22 protein-coding genes and 1 pseudogene are annotated in these 21,593 nt (G+C 62.2%); 12 read left to right on the top strand and 11 right to left on the bottom strand.

Features of this window, described 5'->3' with window-relative positions:
• Nucleotides 1-19: 19 nt before the first annotated feature.
• Together KRR38_RS08975 and KRR38_RS08970 are read right to left on the bottom strand one after the other, a co-directional pair.
• The gene (locus tag KRR38_RS08975) at nucleotides 20-1,114 is read right to left on the bottom strand and encodes a 3-deoxy-7-phosphoheptulonate synthase (protein WP_217400695.1); all 1,095 of its coding nucleotides are present in this window, start codon (nucleotides 1,112-1,114) and stop codon (nucleotides 20-22) included.
• Between the two features lie 164 nt (nucleotides 1,115-1,278).
• Nucleotides 1,279-2,583 carry a cytochrome P450 gene (locus KRR38_RS08970; protein WP_217400692.1) on the bottom strand — a complete coding sequence of 435 codons (1,305 nt, stop codon included), beginning with the start codon at nucleotides 2,581-2,583 and terminating at the stop codon, nucleotides 1,279-1,281.
• Nucleotides 2,584-2,847: 264 nt separating this feature from the next.
• On the opposite strand from KRR38_RS08970, the gene KRR38_RS08965 reads away from it, so the two are divergent.
• From KRR38_RS08965 to KRR38_RS08925, 10 genes are all read left to right on the top strand, one after another.
• Nucleotides 2,848-3,150, top strand: a complete 303-nt coding sequence (locus KRR38_RS08965; protein WP_217400690.1) for a polyhydroxyalkanoic acid system family protein — start codon at nucleotides 2,848-2,850, stop codon at nucleotides 3,148-3,150.
• A gap of 310 nt (nucleotides 3,151-3,460) precedes the next feature.
• Nucleotides 3,461-4,114, top strand: coding sequence for a TetR/AcrR family transcriptional regulator (locus KRR38_RS08960; RefSeq protein ID WP_217400688.1), 654 nt, complete (start codon nucleotides 3,461-3,463; stop codon nucleotides 4,112-4,114).
• 140 nt (nucleotides 4,115-4,254) lie between these two features.
• Complete coding sequence (locus KRR38_RS08955) at nucleotides 4,255-4,464, top strand: ferredoxin (RefSeq protein ID WP_217400686.1); 210 nt, start codon at nucleotides 4,255-4,257, stop codon at nucleotides 4,462-4,464.
• A gap of 76 nt (nucleotides 4,465-4,540) precedes the next feature.
• Nucleotides 4,541-6,166, top strand: a complete 1,626-nt coding sequence (locus KRR38_RS08950) for a GMC family oxidoreductase N-terminal domain-containing protein (protein ID WP_309141001.1) — start codon at nucleotides 4,541-4,543, stop codon at nucleotides 6,164-6,166.
• A gap of 23 nt (nucleotides 6,167-6,189) precedes the next feature.
• Complete coding sequence (locus tag KRR38_RS35915; protein ID WP_254514706.1) at nucleotides 6,190-6,861, top strand: cytochrome P450; 672 nt, start codon at nucleotides 6,190-6,192, stop codon at nucleotides 6,859-6,861.
• Nucleotides 6,813-7,427 carry a cytochrome P450 gene (locus KRR38_RS35910; RefSeq protein ID WP_254514705.1) on the top strand — a complete coding sequence of 205 codons (615 nt, stop codon included), beginning with the start codon at nucleotides 6,813-6,815 and terminating at the stop codon, nucleotides 7,425-7,427. Before KRR38_RS35915 ends, KRR38_RS35910 begins: the two co-directional genes overlap by 49 nt.
• Nucleotides 7,354-8,805, top strand: a complete 1,452-nt coding sequence (locus tag KRR38_RS08940; protein WP_254514704.1) for an amidohydrolase family protein — start codon at nucleotides 7,354-7,356, stop codon at nucleotides 8,803-8,805. Before KRR38_RS35910 ends, KRR38_RS08940 begins: the two co-directional genes overlap by 74 nt.
• A 103-nt stretch (nucleotides 8,806-8,908) precedes the next feature.
• Complete coding sequence (locus KRR38_RS08935) at nucleotides 8,909-9,388, top strand: GDSL-type esterase/lipase family protein (RefSeq protein WP_217400682.1); 480 nt, start codon at nucleotides 8,909-8,911, stop codon at nucleotides 9,386-9,388.
• Nucleotides 9,360-9,782, top strand: coding sequence for a GDSL-type esterase/lipase family protein (locus tag KRR38_RS37705; RefSeq protein ID WP_375293454.1), 423 nt, complete (start codon nucleotides 9,360-9,362; stop codon nucleotides 9,780-9,782). Before KRR38_RS08935 ends, KRR38_RS37705 begins: the two co-directional genes overlap by 29 nt.
• 133 nt (nucleotides 9,783-9,915) lie before the next feature.
• Nucleotides 9,916-10,773: an SDR family oxidoreductase gene (locus tag KRR38_RS08925; protein WP_217400678.1), complete on the top strand. Its 858-nt coding sequence runs from the start codon at nucleotides 9,916-9,918 to the stop codon at nucleotides 10,771-10,773.
• A gap of 190 nt (nucleotides 10,774-10,963) precedes the next feature.
• Here the strand turns inward: KRR38_RS08925 and KRR38_RS08920 are convergent, their stop codons facing one another.
• The 9 genes and pseudogenes from KRR38_RS08920 to KRR38_RS08880 all read right to left on the bottom strand — a co-directional run bounded on the left by KRR38_RS08920 (nucleotide 10,964) and on the right by KRR38_RS08880 (nucleotide 18,375).
• A complete protein-coding gene (locus KRR38_RS08920; protein ID WP_217400676.1) occupies nucleotides 10,964-11,212 on the bottom strand; it encodes a hypothetical protein in 249 nt (82 codons plus the stop codon).
• A 23-nt stretch (nucleotides 11,213-11,235) separates the two neighbouring features.
• A pseudogene (locus tag KRR38_RS08915) lies at nucleotides 11,236-12,806 on the bottom strand (IS66 family transposase).
• 31 nt (nucleotides 12,807-12,837) lie between these two features.
• Complete coding sequence (tnpB, locus tag KRR38_RS08910; RefSeq protein ID WP_217400674.1) at nucleotides 12,838-13,164, bottom strand: IS66 family insertion sequence element accessory protein TnpB; 327 nt, start codon at nucleotides 13,162-13,164, stop codon at nucleotides 12,838-12,840.
• 89 nt (nucleotides 13,165-13,253) lie between these two features.
• On the bottom strand, nucleotides 13,254-14,138 hold the full coding sequence (locus tag KRR38_RS08905) for a tyrosine-type recombinase/integrase (protein ID WP_254514703.1): 885 nt from the start codon (nucleotides 14,136-14,138) through the stop codon (nucleotides 13,254-13,256).
• 132 nt (nucleotides 14,139-14,270) lie between these two features.
• A complete protein-coding gene (locus tag KRR38_RS08900) occupies nucleotides 14,271-15,155 on the bottom strand; it encodes a tyrosine-type recombinase/integrase (protein WP_217400672.1) in 885 nt (294 codons plus the stop codon).
• On the bottom strand, nucleotides 15,149-15,823 hold the full coding sequence (locus KRR38_RS08895; protein ID WP_217400670.1) for a tyrosine-type recombinase/integrase: 675 nt from the start codon (nucleotides 15,821-15,823) through the stop codon (nucleotides 15,149-15,151). Before KRR38_RS08895 ends, KRR38_RS08900 begins: the two co-directional genes overlap by 7 nt.
• A 17-nt stretch (nucleotides 15,824-15,840) precedes the next feature.
• Entirely contained in the window at nucleotides 15,841-16,377 is a 537-nt protein-coding gene (locus KRR38_RS08890; RefSeq protein WP_217400667.1) for a hypothetical protein, read from the bottom strand.
• Between the two features lie 206 nt (nucleotides 16,378-16,583).
• On the bottom strand, nucleotides 16,584-17,039 hold the full coding sequence (locus tag KRR38_RS08885; protein WP_217400666.1) for a transposase: 456 nt from the start codon (nucleotides 17,037-17,039) through the stop codon (nucleotides 16,584-16,586).
• Nucleotides 17,040-17,379: 340 nt separating this feature from the next.
• Nucleotides 17,380-18,375 (bottom strand): LysR family transcriptional regulator, encoded by a 996-nt coding sequence (locus KRR38_RS08880; protein ID WP_217400665.1) that lies wholly within the window; start codon nucleotides 18,373-18,375, stop codon nucleotides 17,380-17,382.
• A gap of 156 nt (nucleotides 18,376-18,531) precedes the next feature.
• Between KRR38_RS08880 and KRR38_RS08875 the strand changes: the two genes are divergently transcribed.
• Both KRR38_RS08875 and KRR38_RS08870 read left to right on the top strand, forming a co-directional pair.
• Nucleotides 18,532-20,259 (top strand): DUF1592 domain-containing protein, encoded by a 1,728-nt coding sequence (locus KRR38_RS08875; protein WP_217400663.1) that lies wholly within the window; start codon nucleotides 18,532-18,534, stop codon nucleotides 20,257-20,259.
• Nucleotides 20,249-21,592, top strand: a complete 1,344-nt coding sequence (locus KRR38_RS08870; protein ID WP_217400661.1) for a DUF1552 domain-containing protein — start codon at nucleotides 20,249-20,251, stop codon at nucleotides 21,590-21,592. Before KRR38_RS08875 ends, KRR38_RS08870 begins: the two co-directional genes overlap by 11 nt.
• Nucleotide 21,593 lies beyond the last annotated feature (1 nt).

Below are 21,593 nucleotides of genomic sequence, written 5' to 3'. Positions count from 1 at the left end.
GTCTGCCGAGGTCTGATTCTCATGCGAGCAACCGGTCCTTGGATCGCGGTTCGGCGATGCCGGCTACCCGCCGCGCGCGGACGGCCTTCGCGAGATCGTCTAGCAGCGCGGCGGTCGTCTCCCAATCGATACACCCGTCGGTGATGCTCTGGCCGTAAGTCAAAGCGCGGCCTGGCGTGAGGTCCTGGCGTCCCGCGACCAAGTTGCTTTCGATCATGGCGCCCATGATGCGATGATCGCCGCGCTCGAGACGCGCGCAGATGTCGGCAACGACGCCTGGCTGGTTTTCCGGACGCTTGGCGCTGTTGGCATGGCTGACGTCGATCATCACTTTTTGCCTGAGGCCGCGTTTGCCTAGCGCTGCGCAGGCCGCCGCCACGCCCGCGGCGTCATAGTTCGGCACGCTTCCGCCGCGCAGAACGACATGGCAATCATCGTTGCCGCTCGTGCTGGCGATGCTCGCGCGGCCCGCTTTGGTGACCGCCAAAAAATGGTGCGGCTGCGATGCCGCGACAATGGCATCGATGGCGATCTGAATATCGCCGGCCGTGCCGTTCTTGAAGCCGATCGGGCAGGACAGGCCCGAGGCCATCTCGCGGTGGATCTGACTTTCCGTCGTGCGTGCTCCGATCGCGCCCCAGCTGACAAGGTCGGCAATGTACTGGGGCGTTATCACGTCGAGGAATTCGCAGGCCGCCGGCAGGTCCATCTCGTTGATCGCGAGAAGCAGGCCGCGCGCCTGGCGCAGGCCCTCGTTGATCCGGAAACTGCCATCGAGGCCGGGATCGTTGATCAGGCCCTTCCACCCAACGGTCGTGCGCGGTTTCTCGAAATAGACCCGCATCTGGATTTCGAGGTCCTCGCGCAGCCGATGCCTTTGCCCCGCGAGCAAGCGAGCATATTCAAGCGCTGCCTTGGGGTCATGGACCGAACAGGGGCCGACCACGACGAGCAGGCGATCGTCCTTGTCCTCGAGCATGTCGTGGACGGCTCGCCGGCCCGAAGCGACAGTCGCCGCGATGGGCGGGGTGCGAGCGATCTCGGCCATGACCTCGGCGGGCGAGCTCAATTCCTGGATTGCGCGGATACGGACGTCGTCTGTGGACCGTGACATGGATTTTCCCGTCTTGGGAGTGGGCAGACCGGCGACAAAAAAAGCCGCCAGGGCTGGCGGCTCGTTGGTATCGTTTTTGCCTAATGATCAGGCCAAGCCGAAACCTCCGTCCGCCGTGGGCGTCGGATAGCTAAAGTACCAAAAAAACTGGACCGGCTGGTTCGTCATCGCTCCGCCGAGCTAGACGGATGGCGCATCGTTGGCAAGCCGGCGCTGCTATTCGAGATCGTCCCGGCAAATACGGTGGGAGCGTCTTTCTCGATCGGCGACCAGATCAGTGGCAGCTGGGGTATCATTGCGGCCGCACCGACCTGAACCTTGAGTTCTGCACTTTCGGGAATTTCGAAGTCTGGGATGCGGCTCAACCATTCTTCGAGGAAAATCCGGATCTCCGCCCGAGCGAGCATGGCGCCGAGGCAAAAGTGCGGTCCCGCACCGAAGGTGGTATGGGCAATGCGTGGCCGATGGAAATCGACGGCGAGCCAGTCTTGTCCGTCTTGCGGGAAATTACCGAGCGGTGTGGATACGACGACGAGGTCGCCGCGCTTGAGTAAGACGCCGTCTAGCACAACGTCTCGCTCTACTTCGCGGGTAAGGTTGACCATCGCCATCCGACGCAGGAATTCCTCGATTGCCGAACTGATGAGGGCAGGCTCCTCGCGCAGCTGCCGCCGGTGAGCCGGGCTCGTAGCGAGGAAACGGACGATGAAGCCCAGCATACCCGCCACGGTATCGAGCCCGGCGAGGAGCAGCACGCTCATGAGTCCTTGCAACGCCGCGTCGTCGAGCAGCTCGCCATCAATCTGTGCTAGCGCAAGCTGGCTCACCAGGTCCTCGCCGGGGCTGGCCCTGCGCTCACGGACCTTGGCCATGGTATAGTCCGCCAGTTCCTCGAAACCGCGCATACGCGTCTCGGGCACGTCGGGCCTGATGATCCGGTCGACGACAGCCATGATGTGGTCCCGGTCACCCGCCGGCAGATCGAGCATCCCCATGAAGATCGCGATCGGCATTTGCTGCGCGAAATCGCAGATGAATTCGCAGCGGCCCAGCGGTGCAATCGTTTCGATCAGGTCGACCGACAGGATCCGCGCCCGATCCTCGAGTTGTTGCACTTTCTTGGGTGTCATCGCGGGGCCGATCAGGCGGCGATATTTGTGGTGCTCAGGTGGGTCGAGCATCAACGGGATGATCGGCGGAACCGGGTTGGCTGATTTGGGCACACGCATGGCGCGGCTCGAGAAATTCGCGGCGTCCTCAAGGATCTGTCGGACCTGGCTGCTGCCCGTGGCTACCCAGTGCCCGCCATTTCGCTGCGTCCAGAACAGCGCCGGCACGCCCGAATCGCGCAGCCGGACCATCGCCGCAGCAAAGTCGCCGTCGGGCGCATCGACCGAGAACGTGTCGTAGTCGACGACCAGCTCGGGCGGCACGTGGTCGGGCAGTATCTTGCGTGACGGATAGAGCATGCGGCCTCGATTTCGGTGCCCGACTTGCCAAAGCGGGGAGGGCGTAGCAACGAATTTGCGGCTGCATGATTATATCGGGCTGGCGACCACAATGGGGCAGGGGGGGCGAGATGCCTTGAATACCTGGTGGGTATAACTGCAAAGGCGGGGCTGAATACCGATTTATGAGCTCGTCCCACCCGCCCAATTCGATAGGCGACTGCAGAAAAATCCCGACGAACCTCCTGCCGCTCACCTATACGACGATTGAAAGTCCGCTCCCCGGTGCCCGATCCAATCACGTTCGACATCCCGCACAAGGTCGGCAAAGCCGCGGCGCGTGAGAAGCTTGGGAACGGCGTCGGTCAGATTGCCGGGATTATACCAGGCGGTTCGCTGAAAGAGCATTACTGGGATGGGGATACGCTATTTTTTGTGATCGAGGCGGTTGGGCAGCGCGTTGGAACGAAGATCGAGGTGATCGATACGAGGGTTCACGCCGAAATCGAGCTGCCGCCCACGATCGCTCTTTTCGCCGGCACGATCATCGATAAGCTCAAGTTGATGGGCACAAAGCTGCTGACATAACCTGGTCACGGGAAGCCTGCCGTTGATGATGCTGCACGTCAGCAGTTCTTTGCGCCAGTGCAACCAGGGTCGCGCAGATCAATTAGCCTGCCTGCCGTAGTTGGATCATTGCTGGGCTCGTCGCCGACATGGCGAAAGCTGCAATGTCACGGTTTGAAGTCACGGGGTAGAAGGTATCGCCTAGGGAGCCAGTACCAGCCATTCATGCCGTCCGGTGAAACCCTCGAAGCGGCGGTCCGCTTCACCGCCGGGCGAATTCGCTGATGACGTTGGACTGCCGATGCGAAAGCCCGGGTGCTAAGAGATACCGATGACCGCCCGTCCGGGCGGCGGGTCATTATTTTCAGGGGCTTTCGACGTGACACCAGTTCCCAAACGCCGCACCGGCGCCGAAAGTTCGAGGACCCGCGCAGAATTGATCCAGGCGGCGGTCCATATCCTGCGGGATGAAGGGGCCAGCGCGGTCACGGCCCGGCGCCTGGCCGACAAGGTCGGGCTACAGCGCCACATCGTCCACTATTACTTCGGCACCATGGAACAGGTCTTCGTGGCAGTGATGCGTGAAGAAGGTGCGCGTTCGGAGCAGGTTTTGCGAGAGGCCGCCAAGACCGGCGACGCGCTCGTTCTGCTCTGGGACAACATCAGGCAATCCGCTGCTGTCATTCTGGAGTTGATGAGGCTGGCGATCCGCCATCCCTCTATCGCCGGCGAGTACAAGATCTATACCGAGAGGTTCCGTCACGCCATGGCAGGTATCCTCGAAATCTATGCGAGGTCGCATGGCATAGTCCTGCCAACCTCTCCCGGCGCTACGGCCGTGCTCCTGCAGGCCCTGGCCTCCTTGATCGCGATCGAGGCAAGCCTCGGCCTGGCAACCGGGCACGACGACGCCGAAGCGGCCCTGCTTGGATGGCTGAAGCAACATCAGGCGGGAGGCGCGTCCTCACAGTCGGGGTTGCCGTAAGGCCGGGTATGACCCGTTCCCTACTCACTGAATGCCCCGATACCGCATAATGCACATCACAAGGTGCAATGCTTGCATCGGTTGGTGGCTCCATGCTATCACCATGTGAGCATGCAGCGGCGCGCATTCGGGAGAGCGTGATGGGACAAGCGAGAATCCGGATCGAGAAGGCGCAGTGCGTCGGGAATGCCCGGTGCCATGCGGTCGCAGAGGTTCTCTTCCCCCTCGACGAAGACGGATACGTCGCGACAGAGGGCTTCGACGTGGCCCCGGGCGATGAAGCGCTCGCGCGCCGGGGCGCACGATCCTGTCCCGAACGTATCATCACTTTCCTGGAGGAGACCGCCTGATGCTGATCGGTACCGTGTGGATCAACCGCCAGCCAGGTTCGTCGGGCATGTCGCTTCCGGCAAGATTCAGCGTGTCGTGAAAGACCGCTATGACTACATCGTGGTAGGGGCGGGGTCAGCGGGGTGCCCGCTTGCCGAGAGGCTCTCCGCGGACCCATCGCGATCGGTGCTGCTGGTCGAAAGCGGACCTGCGGACAAAAGCCTGTTCGTGCACATGCCCCGCGGGCTGGGCCTGCTGCTCAACCCGGGCAGCAAATACATCTGGGATTACCAGGTCGAGACGGGCGGTAACTATCCGGCCGAGCGCTGGTATCGAGGACGAACGCTCGGCGGGTCCAGTTCGGTGAACGGTATGATCTACATGCGGGGGGCCCCGCTCGACTACGATGGCTGGGCTTCGTCGGGATGCGACGGCTGGGGCTGGGAAGATGTCCTTCCCGTCTTCCGGACGCTCGAAGACCACGATCTTGGTCCGGGAGCCGACCGGGGGGCGGGCGGACCGCAGCGGATTACCACCCATCCAGCCGGTGATCCCCTTTGTGAAGCAATTCTCGATGCGGCCGGGGAGATGGGAATCGCGCGAGTTGCAGACGTCAACGGCACCGAAGCGGTTCGCAGCGGCGGCATGGGGTATCAACCTTCGACCAGGTGGCAGAACCAGCGCTTCAGCGCCGCGCGCGCGTTCCTCGACGGTGCTCGCGGGCGGCCAAACCTCCACATCGCGACGAACACGGACGTGTTGCGCGTGGAATTCGAAGGCCAGCGCGCCACCGGGGTCCGCATCCGTGACGAGAAGGGTGAGCGAAGCGTCGGCGCCGATGGCGAAGTGATCATTTCCGCCGGCGCCATTCAAACCCCGCTCCTGCTCCAGAAGTCCGGCATCGGGCCGGGAGCGCTGGGGCTGTCGCTCGGGATACCGGTAGTCGTGGATGCGCCGGAAGTCGGCCGCAATCTGCGGGAGCATCGCCATGCCGACCTCCGGTTGCAGGTGCGCAGCCACAGCCAGAATCGCGATCTCGGCGGATGGCGAGCGGGCCTCTCGATGCTTCGCTACTTGGCCGGGCGCAAGGGGCCGATGACGCATTCGGCGCACGAAATCGGTGGGTTCGCCAAGTCCGATCCTAAATTGCCGCATGCCGATCTGCAGTTCGGCCTCATGACCGTATCGGCCAGCAGTTCGGGGAAGAGCGGCGACATCGCGCTCGATCCGTTCCCCGGGATCACGTTCGTGACTTATTTCACGCGTCCGGAAAGCCAGGGCGAAGTGCGGCTGGTATCGCCAGCCGACGGCGCCGCGCCCTACATCAACGTCAATCACCTTTCGGCCGAAATTGATCGCCAGCGCTTCGTCGCGGCATTCCGCTGGAACCGGCGACTGGCAGCGCAGCCTGCCCTCAGCGACTGGGTGGTGGAAGAATGCGCGCCGACCAGCGCGTTTCAGAGCGACGAGGATATCCTGGTGAACGCGATGAGCCTGAGTGGATCGTGTTTCCACTCGGCCGGCACGGCGCGCATGGGCTCGGACGAGCGCGCAGTCGTCGACCCGCAGCTGCGCGTTCGCGGCGTGACCGGGCTCCGCGTGGCCGATACCTCGATCATGCCGACCCTTGTTTCGGGCAACACCAACGGGCCGGCGATGATGATCGGTCTGCGAGCCGCGCAATTCATCCTGGCCGGCGGCCAGAACTCTACCGCCCACTAGCATTTCGATAAGGAACAAGACCCATGTCCGACCTCAGCCCCGCGGTTGCAAAGCCCGATCATATTCCGGCTTCCGCGACCTATGATTTCGACATGTTCCTCGACCCCGGCCTCCTCAGCGATCCTCACGAGCGCATCCGCGAACTCGTCGAAGTGGCACCGCCGGTTTTCTGGACGCCGCGCAACGGAGGCCATTGGGTGGTCACGGGCTTCAAGGAAAATTACGAAGCCTCGCGCGATACCGAGGTCTTTTCGAGCGAGATACAGCCGCGCGCGATGATCGAAATGATCCGGCCGATGCTGCCGGCCGATTTCGGCCATATTCCGCTGCCCACGCCGATCAATCTGGATCCGCCTTCCCACACGATCTACCGGGCACCGCTCCAGTCCGCATTCTCGCCCAAGGCCATGATGGCGCGCAAGGAGGAGGTCCGCGATCTCGCAAATTCGCTCATCGACCGGGTGATCGAGCAGGGGCACTGCGACTTCATCCCCGACATTGCCGAACCCCTGCCGGTCCAGGTCTTTCTCAAGATGATGGGTCTGCCGCTCGAGCGAATGGCGGAATTTCGCCAGCTGGTGCATGAATTCATGGCGCCGGGCGAGCCGATCGATCGCTGTTTCGCATGCGCAAGGTCGCGGATTCGATGCGTTCCGACATCGAGGCCCGTCGGACCGAACCCAAGGACGATCTGATCAGCCTGCTTTGGCAGTCCGAGATCGACGGGAAGGCGATGACAATGGAGCTTATGGAGGACTTCGCCGTCCTGCTCTTCATCGCGGGCCTCGATACCGTGATCAACGGCATGGGCTACGGCATTCGCCACATAGCTTCGAACCCCGACTTCCAGGATGAACTGCGGGCGAACCCAAAGCGCATCGTCGAGGCGGCCGAGGAACTGCTGCGCCGCTACACGTTCACCGTGCCGACACGCCGGATCACGCGCGATGTCGATTTCGCCGGTGTGAGCATGAAGGCGGACGAGCGCCTCATGCTCTTCCTTCCGGGCGCGGATCTCGACAAGCGGGAGTTCGAGAACCCCGAAGTCTTCGCGCTCGACCGCGAAAACAACGTCCACATCGCATTTGGCGTGGGCCCGCACCGCTGCCTCGGTTCGCACCTCGCGCGGATCGAGCTTCAGGTGATCTACGAACAGATGCTGGCGCGGCTTCCCGCGTTCCGGATCGATGCCGACAAGCCGACCACGTTCCACGCCGGCAATATCATTGCCATCGACTCGCTCCCGCTGCGCTGGGACTGAACGTCGCGCCGATTGCCGCCCAAACAAAGGCCGTTGGCCACAAGCATTGGAGAATGCGATGCGTATGGAAGACCTCGTCATCGTCAGCGTTGATGACCACATCACCGAACCCGGCGACATGTTCGATCGGCATCTCGCCGGAGAAGCGCTGGATACGGCGCCAAAGCTACGGACAAAGACCGACGGCACCAACTTCTGGGAATACCAGGGCAAGAAGATCCCGTCCGTGGGTCTCAACGCGGTGGTCGGCCGTCCGCGCGATGAATACGGGATGGAGCCGACCTCGTTCGACCAGCTTCGTCGCGGATGCTTCGATGTCCACGCGCGCATCGAGGACATGAATGTCAACGGGATCGCCGCCTCTCTCAATTTTGCCAGTTTCCCGATGATCGACGGCGGCCTCTTCATCGACGCTCCCGACAAGGTGCGGGCGCTCATCCACCTCCAGGCTTATAACGACTGGCACGTTGACGAATGGTGCGGCGCCTATCCGGGCCGGTTCATTCCGTGTGGATTGCTTCCGGTCTGGGATATGGATGCGACTGTGACCGAGCTCCGGCGGCTGTCGGACAAGGGCTGCCACGCGGTGTCCTTGAACGACAACCCGACCGTGCGCGGCTTGCCCAGCATCCACAATGACTATTGGCGTCCGCTTTATGCAGCGGCGGCCGAGCTGGGAACGACGCTGTGTCTGCACATCGGAGGGGGCAATCCCGCACCGCACGCCTCGATGGAAACACCGATCGAAGCATGGATCACGACGATGCCGATGTCCGTCTCCATTGGCGCGGCCGACTGGCTCAATCTCAAGGCTCTTGCAGACCTTCCGGCGCTTCGCATCGCCCTTTCGGAAAGCGGTATCGGCTGGATCCCGTATCTCACGGAGCGAGCCGACTTCTCCCACGAGCAGCACAAGGCGTGGACCAACTCAAACACCATCTTCGGCGACCGCAAGCCGAGCGAAGTATTTCGCCAGCACTTCCTGAGCTGCTTCATCGACGATGCCTACGGCCTGAACAATATCGATGCGATCGGCGAGGACAACATTGCCTACGAATGCGACTATCCGCATTCCGACACACTCTGGCCGCATGTCCCGGAGCGGCTGTGGGAGACCACCCAGCATCTCACGGACGCGCAGATTGACAAGATCACGCACGCAAACGCCATGCGGGATTTCAAGTTCGACCTGTTCCAGCACCATGCCCGCGAGGACCTGACCGTGGCGGCCTTGCGCCGCAAGGCCGCTGAGCAAGGCGTCGATACGTCGGTGCGATCCAGTGCTGGAGCACGACCGATGGACGCGGGCGCCGACGCGCGCGCCGTCACCTCGGGTGACATAGTGCAGATGTTCATGAAGCACGCGGAAACGGCCTGACGGGACGGCGCCGGCATTCATCCGGTTGCTGGCCACCCGGGCGAGGCGTGAAAAGGCTCCGCCAGGATCGAGGCAGAGCAAGGGCGGATGGGATGAAGGTCTGATGGGTCCTGGTCGGTTGTTGAAAGGAGGCGCGGCACTGCTGGCGGGCGCCGCGGTCGTCACGGGAGCGGCCTACATCTATGATGTGCGCCGCGCTCCGGTTGCCAACTTTCACTACGTGGCTTTGGGAAGCTCCTTTGCGGCCGGCCTGGGCTTGGGACCGCGCGCGCCAGGAAGTCCAATCATCTCCCAGCGCAGCAGCAACGGCTATCCGCAGCAACTGGCAAGGTTGCTCAATGTCCCGTCCTTTACCGACATGTCGTCCTCCGGCGCCACGGTCATGCATGTCTGGCTGGGCGGTCAGATGCTGCTGCCACCCCAAATCGACGCCCTGGGACCCGGCACCCGTCTCGTGACGCTAACTGCGGGGGGCAATGACGTCGGCTACGTCGGCGACATCACGATAATGGCGTTCAAGCGCCGAGGAGGGGGTGACGGGTTCGCTCGCCTCTATGTTCTGGGCCGGAGCGAGGTCGGTTGACGACCGCGGTTTCCCCAAGTTCGAGGCGAATTTGCAAGCGCTCTTGAAGGAGATCGTGCGTAGGTCGCCGCAAGCCCGAATAATCGTAGTTACGTATCCGGTCATCATTCCTGCCGAAGGAAATTGCGGTCCCCTCGGGCTTACCGATGAGCAGGCCGTCTTGATGCGCGCGGTCGGGGAGAAACTGACTGACGTTACGCGTGCCGCGGCCAAGAAGGCAGATGCGACCCTGGTGGACATGGCTCGACTTTCGGCTGCGCACAGCGCTTGCAGCGCGGCTCCATGGGTCAACGGGTTTCGCCCCGAATCCGGTGCGGACTTTCATCCAACCCTTGAAGGAGCGCGTGCCACTGCTCGAGAAATAGCGAACGCACTCCGAGAGTCCCGGCTTTGAAAACCGATCTGCACAGGGCCCTACACATCGCTGGCAGCCATGAATCGTGCGACCCCCAAGACCGCTTCTGTCCGCAATAAACCACCGGTGAATGCTCACCAGCCACTATTCTCGACAATCACGGAGGATCAACATGCCCGCAACGCCGCGCCGTAAGGTGCTCATAACCGGGGCATCCGGTGGCATGGGGAGGGCTTGCGCCCGTCTCTTCGGTACTACCGCCGATCTTGTTCTGACGGACGTGATGGCTGCGAGCCTGGAGGCGTTTTCTGACGAGCTTCGGACCGACGGTTATAGCGCGGCCGCCCATGCAGGGGACCTGTCGGATGCGACCCTCCTGGACGAGCTTGTTGGCGAGTTACGCGGCGAGCAACCGTTTGTCCTGGTGCACACGGCTGGATTGTCGCCATCGCTCGCGGACTGGCGATCGATCATGCAGGTGAACCTGGTCGCTACGGAACTGCTGCTTCAGGCGGTCGAACCGGTGTTGATGCCAGGCAGCGTCGCGATTCTGATCGCATCCTCGGCGGGTCACATGATGCCGGCGGTCCCGCAGGTGGACGCCGTGCTCGCTGATCCGTTGCAGCCAGGCTTCCTCGATGCGATCGCGGCGGTCATAGCCGGCATGGGCGGCGAGGCTTCCCCGGGCGGCATGGGTGGCTTGAGCTACACCTTGAGCAAGCGGGCCGTGCACACCCTGACACAGCGCCGGGCCATCGAGTGGGGGCCGCGAGGCGTAAGGGTGGTCAGCATTTCGCCAGGCATGATCCTGACCCCCATGGGCCGGTCGGAGATTGCACAGACCGCGGGGGCAGCACAGGTTCTCGAGGCGGCTCCCGTGGGTCGAGGCGGCACCGCCATGGATATTGCCCTGGCTGCCCAGTTTCTCGCGAGCGACTCGGCTTCCTTCATCTCCGGCATCGATTTGCTCGTTGACGGCGGCGCCACGTCGGCAATCAAGGCAGCGATGGCATCGAGTGGGCCGCAATAGGGCGTCTTGCCGATCTGCCATGGATTCTAGCGACCGGGAAATTGGCGGGTCACTTTATTTTCCCGGTTGCTCTGATCCCTACCCGCGGTGGTCAGCCGGATCCGACAAGGGATGCCACGAAGGCGGCCGCGCGGGTGAGCGCCAAGTCGTGCCCCTCGGCCAGAATTCGCGGGCCGATGATCTCCAAATCTTACCAACCAGAATAGCCTGCGGCCGCTATCGCCGGGATTCGCCGATCCAGGCCACTGTTTCCGTCACCCGGAACGGCGCGGCATGGCAAGCCGCGATCACCGAAGACATAGTCGCTTACCTGGACGAGGGCGGTGCGGGGTGCCGCGGCGATGATCGCAGCCTCTATGTCGGCATCGAACCAGCAAGCAAAGGTATCGATTATAACGGAAATGCCGGCCGCCTGGGCAATCCGAAGGGTGTCGCTCAAGCGATGCGCGGTAAGCGATGTTCTCAGAGCACGGCCGTCCAGGGCATGAGCTCGGATAGGTGGTTAGCCGGGTGACCCTTAGCTAGAGCGACGAGGGTTCGGGTCAGCCAGTCGTGCGGATTGATGCCGGACAGCTTGCAGTTCTCGATGAGCGTGGCGATCACCGCCCAGTTGTCGCCGCCTTCGTCTGAACCGGCGAAGAGGGCGTTCTTGCGATTGAGGGCAAGAGGCCTGATCGACCGCTCGACGGTGTTCGTGTCGAGATCGACGCGGCCGTCGTCGAGGAAGCGAGAGAGCCCGTCCCAGCGGCTTAGTGCATAGCGGATCGCATCGGCCAGTTTGCTCTTGGCGCTCACCTGCCGGAGCCGCGCTAACAGATAGAGCTTCAGGTCATCCACCACCACACGGCTATGTTCAGCACGCATGGCGCGGCGCTGCTCGGCCGACGTGCCCCGTACTTCATCCTCGACGGCATAGAGCATGGCGAGGCGACGCAGAATCTCGGTCGCGACTGGCGACTTATCCGCGAGCTCAAAGAATTTACGCCGGACGTGCGACCAACAGAAAGCGAGGCTGACCTGCTGGCGACGCTTGGCAAGCGCCGTATACCCGCCATAGCCATCCACCTGCAGGATGCCTGCGAAGTCTCCGAGATGGGCGTCGGGCCGTTCGGCCTTGCGGTCGGGGGCGTAGACGTAGGCGACCATCGGCGGATCGCTGCCACCCCATGGTCGATCATCGCGGGCGTAGGCCCAGATCTGGCCGGTCTTGGTGCGCCCACGTCCGGGTTCTAGCACCGGCGCCGTCGTCTCGTCGGCAAAGAGGCGCTGCGATCTACGTAGCTCCTCGAGCGTGCGATCACGCAGCGGCCTCAGGTACCAGGCTGCTCGGCCGACCCAGTCCGTCAAGGTGGAACGGTCGAGCTTAATGTCTTGGCGGGCGTAGATCTGCGCCTGCCGGTACAGGGGAACATGGTCGGCGTACTTCGACACCAGAACCTGGGCTATCAGCGCCTCGGTCGGAATGCCGCCCTCGACTATCCGGGCCGGAGCCGGCGCCTGGACGACCGCCCCTTCGCAAGAACGGCAGCCGTAGCGTGGACGACGCGTCACAAGGACGCGGAATGTGGTTGGCACGACGTCGAGGCGTTCGGAGACGTCCTCGCCGATCGCATGCAGCGCGCCGCCGCAGCAGGGGCAGGCCTTGTCCTCTACATCGACCACCTGCTCGATCCGCTCGAGGTGGGCAGGAAGCGAGCCGCGGTTGGTCTTGCGCGGCTCATGGCTTTGAGCGAGCTGCGAGATCGCATCGCGGACCGCGCGTGCTTGACCTAGCGCCGTCTCGACATCCTCCAGGCCAAGCTGGAGCTGGTCAGGATCGAGCTGCTCGGAACGGGGGCCGAACCGGTGGCGCATGAAGGCGTCGATAATCACCTTTAGCCGCTCGATCTCGGCATCGGCCTCACCTTTGGCGAGGGTCAGCTCAGCGACCTGGGCCTCCTTGCGACCTGCACCTCGGCAAGCATCCAGGACTGCTCGAGGACCAACGCGCGTAGCGTGGCAACGTCCTCGGGTAGGTCCGCTTCGGTGAGCATGGAGGCAGTGAATCAGTAGGCGAAAGCCCCGTCAACCGGCAATCTGCGGCGCCTGCGGCCGGCGCCCACCATGTACGCGGCGCCAGTCCAAACCTTCTAGCAAAGCGCCGAGTTGGGCCGCCGTCACACGCATCACGCCGTCCTGTATCCCAGGCCAACGAAAGCCGCCCTGCTCGAGCTTCTTCGCCATCAGGCACAGACCAGTGCCGTCCCACCAGATCAGCTTGGTCCGGTCGCCCCGCTTCGCCCGGAAGACGTAGATGACCCCGGAAAAGGGATCGCCGCCGTACTCGGCACCGACGAGTGCAGCCAGAGCATCCGGCCCTTTGCGATTATGTGGTGCTCCACATAATCGCAACTATGCGGCGACCATGATTATGCGGAGTTCAGTGCGCTGGCGGGCGAAATTCTGGCCTGAGGCGGCAGTCAACTCCGCCTAACTATGTCCTATCCGGTCGCTGCCAGCATTGCGATCAACTTATCCGGCGGTCGGAACTTGCCGGGTTTGATGCCGAGCGGTGCCAAGGCGTCGAGCATCTCGAGTTTTTCGGTCGGGTCCGCACGCAGGTAGATCTCTGTGGTTTGGAGAGTGGCATGGCCGAGCCACAGCGCAACCTTGCGAATGTCACGCGTTGCCTGAAGCATGTGCATGGCGCAGCTGTGCCGCAGCACGTGGGGTGATATCGACTTCGTCGCCAGCGTGGGCGCGACGCTGGCTGCGACCGCGGCGTGCTTTTCAAGAATGTACTCGAAACCAGAGCGCGTCATCATCCGGCCGGCGTTGTTCAGGAAAAGCGCTGTGTCGCCATCCTTGGGTCTGACCGCGATCCAGGCGCGGATCGCGGCAGCGGTCTCCTGCCAGAGCGGTAGCACGCGCTCGCGTCGTCCTTTGCCGATGATATGGATGCTGGCCGGCGACCGCCCGTCGAACTGGTCGAGCGCGAGACCGACGAGTTCCGAAACGCGAAGGCCGCCGGCGAAAGCCAGATGCAGCATGGCTCGATCGCGGATGCCGGATAATGTCCGCCGATCCGGTGCGTCGAGCAGGGCTTGCACCTCGGCACGCGAAAGCGAAGCCACGAGCGCCTCGCCTATCTTCTTCATCGGAATGGCGTGCACCCGAAGGGCCTGATCCAGCACCGCGGGTACGCGGTGCTCCAGATAGCGGAAGAAGGACTTCATGGCAGCCAGTCTTGCGTTGCGCGAACGGGCTTTGTTGCCCCGCGCCTCCTCGACGTGTTCTAGGAAGGCAAGGATCATCGGCACGTCGAGATCCTCGATCTGTAGCAGGCAGGGGCGCTTGCCCAATCGTTGCGCGGCGAACGTGACCAACAGCTGGAAGCTGTAGGCATAGGCATCGCAAGGTATGAACGCTTGCGCGTCGTTCGCGGGGAAGATGTTCTCGAAGGAACGCGGCGAGGTGCGGGGCGAGCTGGGTCATGCCGGCACTCCCCGACGCAAGGCCTAGCCGGCCGCCGCCATGTGGGCCATTAGTTCCGGCGTTGCCTGGAGATACCAGTACGTATCGGTCACATGAGCGTGGCCCAGATAGGTGCTGAGGGCGGTGATATGCCGGGCCACCGCCTCGGCATCGTGCGCACAACGTTCGAGAGATCGGACGGCAAACGTGTGGCGCAGATCGTGGATCCGCGGTCCTCGCGCGCCCGCATCGGCGCGCAAGCCGATCGAGCGAACGATCTGCAGGAAAACTGATATTACTGTCGGATAGGCGAGTGGCGTCCCTTGATGCGAAATGAAAAGTGCATCGCTCTGACTTGCTTCCTTCAGGCGAGTCTTGATGTATCCGTCCAAGGCGCGTCGGGTCGTCGGGTGGAGCGGCAGCAACCGGCTCTTCTTGAACTTGGTCTGGGCAATGATCAGCCCATCGTCGGTCACGTCCGGCAGCCGGACACTGAGCGCTTCGGAAATGCGCATGCCGGTTGCCGCGATCAGCGCGAACATCGTGGCGTAGGTGAGCGGCCGGATCGAACCATCGGGACCAAGGCGATGCGCGGCATTGATCAGCCGGCGGATATCCGCGGGATCGTAGATATAGGGCGTGCGGCGTCGGTGACTGGCGCGGCCGAAAAGGTCCGCCGAGGGTACCTCATGGCGCGGATCTTCGGCGTTCATAGCGATCGCGAAGCGGCGCGCTGTCAGAAGGCGGTTACGTCGTTGTTCGGGCGATGGCGCCTGCAGTGCCCACTCGCGCACGGTCTCCGTCGTTACGACACACTCACCGCGCCGCTCGGCGAAGGTGAAGTTGCGCAACAGGATGCCGGGTGTCCGGAACTTGAATCCCAGCGCGCGGTGCAGCGCTGCATGATCGGCGAGGAGTTGACTCAGCATGCCGGTTCTCCCGGCCAGGGCTGGGCAATCTGCTCCAGCATCGCAATGTCGACCTTGGCGTAATGCGCGGTCATATCGAGCGAACGATGACGCAACACCGTACCGACAGCCTCGAGCGTGGCGCCCGAGCGCAGCATCGAGGTCGCCGCAGAGTGGCGCAGCAGGCTGGCTCCAGTCGATGGAGCATCGGAAATGCCCGCACGCTTCAGCGCCAGCGCTACGATCGTGGAAACATGGCTGGACTGCGCGAATGATCGGTAGGGCGCGACCATCATGAGAAAGACAGCATCCTGACCAACGCGCGGTCGTTCCTGCTCGATGTAGGCGAGAAGCGCATCACCGACATCCTGCGGCAACGGTAGCCGAACCTGGCGGCGCGCTTTGCCGCTCAAGCGAAGCATACCAGACGTCCAGTCGCTATCGCTCAGTCTGAGCCCCGCGACATCCCCGGCCCGCAGTCCCAGGCGTGCCAGCAGGAGCAGGATCGCACGGTCCCGCAGGCGCCCTCTGGTGAGTTTATCGCAGGATGTAATGACCTGTTCGACATCTGCGGCGGCAAGATACCGCGGCAACGACGAAAGGCGCCATTGCAAGACGGGCGGGATGGCGTGGTCGAGGTTGGGCCGACACAGGCCGACGCCCGCGAGGAAGCGAAGGTAGCTGCGCAAGGCGCTCGTTATGGTCCTCAGGTCGGCCGCCCGGTTTGCTCGCGCCACTCGCGGACAACATTACGGATCCGGGCGGCATCATAGTCGCGCGTCGCCGTACCCAGCGCCGGCAACAGTCTATGCAGGTGGTAAAGATGACGGGCGATGGTCCGTTCCGACAGGCCCCGGTGAACGCGCAACCAGCTTCGATAGTCCTCAAGCGGGGGAAACGGTGATGCCTTCTCCAAGGGCGGTCGCACAACACCGACCTGTCGCAGGAAACCAACGAACCGCCTGGCGCGACGCCAATAGTCGCCTGATACGCTCTGCCATCGCCGCCCACCGGGGCATCGGCACCGATGTTCCGCAAAGCGGCGAACGACTTCGTCGTCGATCGCATCGACTGAGATGCCTGCGCTACAGAGCCACGTCGCGAAATGACGCGCCGAGGCCGCGTAACCTTCAATAGTCAGGGAGGCATATCTCTGAGCGGCGAGATCGGCTGCGAAGTGATCGATCCATGACGACAAAGGTCCCGGATCGAGAAACCAGTGATTATGATTATCGGCGTCCATCTTTGCTCTCCTCACGATGTTGAGCCATCGCGAGGGAGCATAGTTATGCGGGGTGCGAGCAGACGCCCTGTCAATCAACTATATGTAAATACGCCTTAATCTATCAATCAGCGTTCTAGGGCTCCGCATAATTATGGTCGCCGCATAGTTGCGAAAATCCACTGGCCGCGTTGCGATCATGACGCGCGCGCCAACACGAGGTCCGATCATCGCGTACCCTTGAGCGCTTCGATCACCGCGGCGATCAGCCCTTTATCGGTACCGCGGGCGATCCTCCCCGCCACACCATCTATCTCCAGCTCCACCGCGCTCGGAGACGATCGGCGCCGACGCCGCGGACGCTTGACAACGGGAAGCACCTCGCTCGGCGGCGACGGTTCTATCACTGCGGGAACGAAGAGAGATGCGGGCGCCGGGGCAACCGGAAGCGCGAAACCTTGGGCTTCCATCTGCTTGCGCAGTTCACGGCGCCAGGTGAAAAGCTGCGAGGGGATCATGCCGTGCCGCCGAGCAACGGCGCTGACGGACTCTTGGCCGGAATAGCTTTCCGCGACGATCGAGACCTTGACCTCGGGTAGCCAGTCCCGACGCTTCCCCGCGCCGGTGAAGACCTCGAACCGCTGAACCCCGCTAGTGCCAGCATCGTCACATGACATCGTCATAGCACTAACGACCTCCGCCTGATCAAAGGCGGTGAAACTCGGCCATGCGGCTCACACCCGCAAGGTGGGGCTCAGCCTTCGCTTACGACAAATGAAGCCCACCGCGTCACATCAGACCCGCACCATCAAACCCCGGGACCGAACATCAGGCGTCCTGATTGAGGGGGGGCATCAATTATCGGCGCATTTGAAATCTATATGCCTAGATATGGTGAATTATGCCTGGAAGCATACCGTTCTTCACGCGCTCCTCATAGCCGTGCTGTTTTTCGCACCTATTGATGATCGTTGTTTCGGCTGTAATAGCGAAAACCAGCGCTCTCGCACGAGCTCAATCTCATCAATAAAATGGGATCATTTCCCCCAACGAAAGGTAGGCGACTAGAGCAGTTGGAACGAGTGCAAAATTTGCTGCGAGTGACAATCTCTCAGTATGAACTGGCGGATTGCGATCTGGCACGACGCGATTAACGAAATCGGCGATTATTTCCGAGGACGCGGACTGCACCCAGGCTATATAAATATCGCGATAGTCATCAATATAATCTTCGATTTCGATGAAGTCATATCCGCGAAGCGGGTCAGGCCCAGACTCCGATCGCAAAGCGAACATCGCGCCGTAGCCAGTCGAAAGCAAGAGCGCGCTTTCGGCACTATTACATGCCGTAGCAACGATGTTTGGTTCGAACCCGGACTTTCGGCAAATCTGCAAAAGTCTCTCGAACTCCCGTGGCGCTACCTCTCGATCAGGAAATATCCATCGCGTCTCGCGAAAATATTCGAGCCGCGCACTTTGCAAACCCAATTTCCAAATAGCGGGCACGACAACCATGGGAGCTTCGCGAGCCAAGTAGGCGAAATCGAGGTCAGGTGATCGCTCGGACGCCGAGCAATGGCAAATGCCGATGTCTATCTCAGCCGAAAGCAAAGCCCGCTCCTGAAGCAGACCATTTATCGGCTTGAGCTCAAGTTCAACGTCAGGCCAATGGCTACGAAAATCCTGTAGGCCGCCAGCAAAGAACAGCGGATCGACGGACGGGCATGCCGCGATTCGCAACTTCGCACGCGGCCCCCGACCAATCCGCCTTGCCTTTTCCGTCGCAACGGCAATCTGATCGACAGCCAGTCTGACATCGCCCAGAAATGCTTCACCGGCCGGTGTAAGGCTCAGGCTTCTAGTAGTCCGATGTAGCAGTGGCGTGCCGACGATTTCCTCAAGCCGTTTGATCGTTCGACTGACAACGGGCTGCGTTGAATTAAGCGCTGCCGCGGCGCGCGTGAAGCTGCGGGTTTCGGCGACCGCTATGAAGTGCCTTAGCAGGTAGAATTCCAGCACCATATGCTCCAATATCGTGGCGCGCAGCCGGGCGTTTTGGCGGCTATATATGTAATCCTGCTATGCCTCTAGTGCTAACTAGCATTGGACTTGGCATGAAACGAAGCCAAAGATGGCCTCGGAATTGGACCTTAGAGAGGTCCGGAAATCCCAATAATGCAATGCATCCTGAGCAAAAGGTTGGACATGGGGTTGAGGCGTTTCGGAAGGTCTAGCCTGCTGCTTTGTGCGGCCGCGGCAATTGCTTCGATTGCATCGACGATGCAGGGAGGAGCTGCGTCTGCCGATGTGCCATCGGCTCAAAATTCCGATGAAATTGTGTCCATCCGCAGACTGACCGAGGAACAGTACCGCCGGTCGATTAGCGACATTTTCGGCGCTGATATCAAGATATCCGGTCGCCTTCAGCCTGACGCCCGCCGCGACGGGCTTATCGCGATCGGTACGACGCGGACATCGATCAACACGTCGGGTCTGGCGATGTACGACGCTGCCGCTCAAGAAATCGCGGCGCAGATCATCGATCCATCGCATCGCGGCGCCTTGATTGCCTGTGAACCGGCCGACACGAAATCTGCCGACGACAATTGTGCGCGTAGGTTCTTGATCCGCGCTGGACGCTTTCTCTATCGTCGTCCGCTGCAACCTTCAGAGGCTGACAAGTTCGTCAAGCTTGCACGAATGGGCGCGGAGTCGAGGAAGGACTTTTTCGAAGGTATCTCGACCTCGCTCGTCGCCATGCTCGATTCCGCGCCGTTCCTGTTTCGCACAGAACGAGCCGTGCGAAGCAACGGCGAGCTCATACTCGACAGCTATTCAATCGCTTCCCGGCTCAGCTTCATGTTGTGGAACGCGGCCCCGGATGATCAGCTGCTCGACGCGGCGGAGCGCGGCGAGCTGGCGACCGACGCCGGTCTGGCCAAGCAGGTCGATCGGCTGCTGGCCTCGCCGCGGCTTGAGGCTGGAACCCGGGCGTTCTTTTCCGACATGCTGGCTCTGTCCGATCTCGATTCCCTGCAAAAGGATCCGCAGATCTACCCGCGGTTCAATTCGCGAATCGCGCTCGACGCGCGTGAGCAGACCTTGCGTACTATCGTCGACGTGCTCGTCCGCCGAAATGAGGATTATGGCACGCTGTTCACCACGCGCCGCACGTTTCTTTCGCGGTCGCTCGGCGTGCTTTACGGCCTGCCGGTCACCTCCCGGGCGGGTTGGGAGGCCCATGAATTCGCCGCTGACGATCCACGTGTCGGCATTCTCGCCCAGCCTGCCTTCCTGATGGGGCATTCCCATCCGGGCCGCAGCTCGCCGACGCTACGCGGCAAGGCAGTTCGTGAGCTACTGCTTTGCCAGCAAGTGCCGGCACCGCCCGCAAACGTCGATTTCGCGATCGTGCAAAACGTCAAGGATCCGCGCTTTGCGACGGCACGCCAGCGGCTTTCCGCACACAATAGCGAAGCGATGTGCGCCGGCTGCCATAAGCTGATGGACCCGCTGGGCTTGGCGATGGAGAATTTCGATGGTGGCGCGGGTATGCGGACCGCCGAGAATGGTGTCCCCATCGATGCGTCCGGCGAACTTGGCGTGCATAAGTTCTCGAGCATGGAAGGTCTTGGCAAGGCGATGGCCAGCGACCCTTCGACCGGACAGTGCCTGGTCAGCCGTGCCTACAGCTACGCGCTTGGTCGATCGCCGGATGACGAGCCGCTCATCAAGGCTGTCGGTGAAACGCAGGGCGCTCTTCCGAGCGACCTTAAGCTTCGGGCGGTCTTCCGAGCCGTCGCGCTCAGCAGCGAGTTTCGCAAAATGCTTGCCGCGGGCGGCGCGGCAATGGCGCGCGCAGATCAGGTCCGTAAGACAACGGAGTCTTCCAATGGTTCATGACATTACCCGCAGGCGCTTTTTCCGCTCTGCGCTCAATGGTGCCGCCGTCACGCTCGCGCTGCCCTTGCTGGACATGGCGCTGAACGACAGCGGCACCGCATTCGCAGCCACGGGTACGCCGATTCCTGTCCGCTTCGGCACCTGGCATTGGGGCTGCGGCATGAACCCGGAACGGTGGACCCCAGAGGCTACCGGTGCCAATTGGTCCATCACGCCGGAATTGCAGCCGCTTGCGGCGTTTCAGAAGGATATGTCGGTGGCGACCGGTTATGCCGCGCTGCTCGATGGCCGTGCAAATGAGCCACACATCTCGGCGGTTTGGGCCCTGCGCACGGGGCATGCGCCGCGGACCAAGGAAGATATCCAGGATCCCTCGTTCGATGCGCTGATCGCCAAGGCGATCGGTGGCGGCGTGCGGTTCCGGACGCTCGACATGGCGGCGGCCGGCGGCAAGACCGATACCTACAGCACGACGGGCGCGGGGTCGTTCGCGACGCCAGAGCTATCGCCGCTGGCGCTGTATACGCGCGTTTTCGGCCCGGGCTTCGTCGATCCCAATTCCGCCACGTTCACCCCCGATCCGAAGGTCATGCTGCGCCGGAGTGTGCTGTCGTCGTTCCAGGACGAGCGAACGGCGCTCATGAGCCAGACCTCGATCGCGGATCGCGCCAAGCTCGACGAATACTTCACGTCGGTTCGCGAACTTGAACAGCAGCTGTCGCTCGAACTCGAGAAGCCCGCTCCGGCAGAATTTTGCGAAGTGCCGAAAGGTGCGCCGAAGTTGACCGAATCGAGCACCGAGATCGGCCAGGTTATCGCCAATCACAAGCTGTTCACCGACGTTCTCGTGATGGCTCTGAAGTGCCATCAGACCAAGGTTTTCAACATGGTCTTCTCGCCGTCCAATTCGACGCTGCGCAAGGCCGGATCTGCAGATACCCATCACGTTCTGACGCACCAGGAGCCGGTCGACGAAAAGACCGGATACCAGGTCGATGCGACCTGGTTCTCGGGCCAGAGCGTCGAGGCGCTGGCCTATTTCGTGTCGCGCATGAAGGACGCGAAGGAAGGCGCCGGCTCGTTGCTCGACAACATGCTTATCTATGCCCACTCCGACACGTCCTATGCCAAGGAGCACGCGCTCGATGAGCTTCCCGTGCTCTTCATCGGCCGCGCCGGAGGCCGGCTGCGACCTGGTGTCCACGTCCGGCAGCCGGGCGCTGCGGTGACCAAAACGGGTCTTACCGCAATGCACGCGATGGGCGTCCGAGCGGGATCGTTCGGCTCTCAGTCGCTCGACGTGTCGAGCCCCATATCAGAACTGCTGATTTAGC

This window comes from Novosphingobium sp. G106 (assembly GCF_019075875.1).
Classification (GTDB): Bacteria; Pseudomonadota; Alphaproteobacteria; order Sphingomonadales; family Sphingomonadaceae; genus Novosphingobium.
Note: the sequence above shows the minus strand (reverse complement) of the source record. Positions and strands in the feature narration are given on the sequence as shown.

Excerpts from the sequence above, each read along its gene's own strand:
- KRR38_RS08975 (WP_217400695.1), bottom strand. The coding sequence starts at position 1,114 with ATGTCACGGTCCACAGACGACGTCCGTATCCGCGCAATCCAGGAATTG.
- KRR38_RS08970 (WP_217400692.1), bottom strand. The coding sequence starts at position 2,583 with ATGCTCTATCCGTCACGCAAGATACTGCCCGACCACGTGCCGCCCGAG.
- KRR38_RS08960 (WP_217400688.1), top strand. The coding sequence starts at position 3,461 with ATGACCGCCCGTCCGGGCGGCGGGTCATTATTTTCAGGGGCTTTCGAC.
- KRR38_RS08955 (WP_217400686.1), top strand. The coding sequence starts at position 4,255 with ATGGGACAAGCGAGAATCCGGATCGAGAAGGCGCAGTGCGTCGGGAAT.
- KRR38_RS35915 (WP_254514706.1), top strand. The coding sequence starts at position 6,190 with ATGTCCGACCTCAGCCCCGCGGTTGCAAAGCCCGATCATATTCCGGCT.
- KRR38_RS35910 (WP_254514705.1), top strand. The coding sequence starts at position 6,813 with ATGCGTTCCGACATCGAGGCCCGTCGGACCGAACCCAAGGACGATCTG.
- KRR38_RS08940 (WP_254514704.1), top strand. The coding sequence starts at position 7,354 with ATGCCGACAAGCCGACCACGTTCCACGCCGGCAATATCATTGCCATCG.
- KRR38_RS08935 (WP_217400682.1), top strand. The coding sequence starts at position 8,909 with ATGGGTCCTGGTCGGTTGTTGAAAGGAGGCGCGGCACTGCTGGCGGGC.
- KRR38_RS37705 (WP_375293454.1), top strand. The coding sequence starts at position 9,360 with ATGTTCTGGGCCGGAGCGAGGTCGGTTGACGACCGCGGTTTCCCCAAG.
- KRR38_RS08925 (WP_217400678.1), top strand. The coding sequence starts at position 9,916 with ATGCCCGCAACGCCGCGCCGTAAGGTGCTCATAACCGGGGCATCCGGT.
- KRR38_RS08900 (WP_217400672.1), bottom strand. The coding sequence starts at position 15,155 with ATGCTGAGTCAACTCCTCGCCGATCATGCAGCGCTGCACCGCGCGCTG.
- KRR38_RS08890 (WP_217400667.1), bottom strand. The coding sequence starts at position 16,377 with ATGGACGCCGATAATCATAATCACTGGTTTCTCGATCCGGGACCTTTG.
- KRR38_RS08885 (WP_217400666.1), bottom strand. The coding sequence starts at position 17,039 with ATGACGATGTCATGTGACGATGCTGGCACTAGCGGGGTTCAGCGGTTC.
- KRR38_RS08875 (WP_217400663.1), top strand. The coding sequence starts at position 18,532 with ATGCAATGCATCCTGAGCAAAAGGTTGGACATGGGGTTGAGGCGTTTC.
- KRR38_RS08870 (WP_217400661.1), top strand. The coding sequence starts at position 20,249 with ATGGTTCATGACATTACCCGCAGGCGCTTTTTCCGCTCTGCGCTCAAT.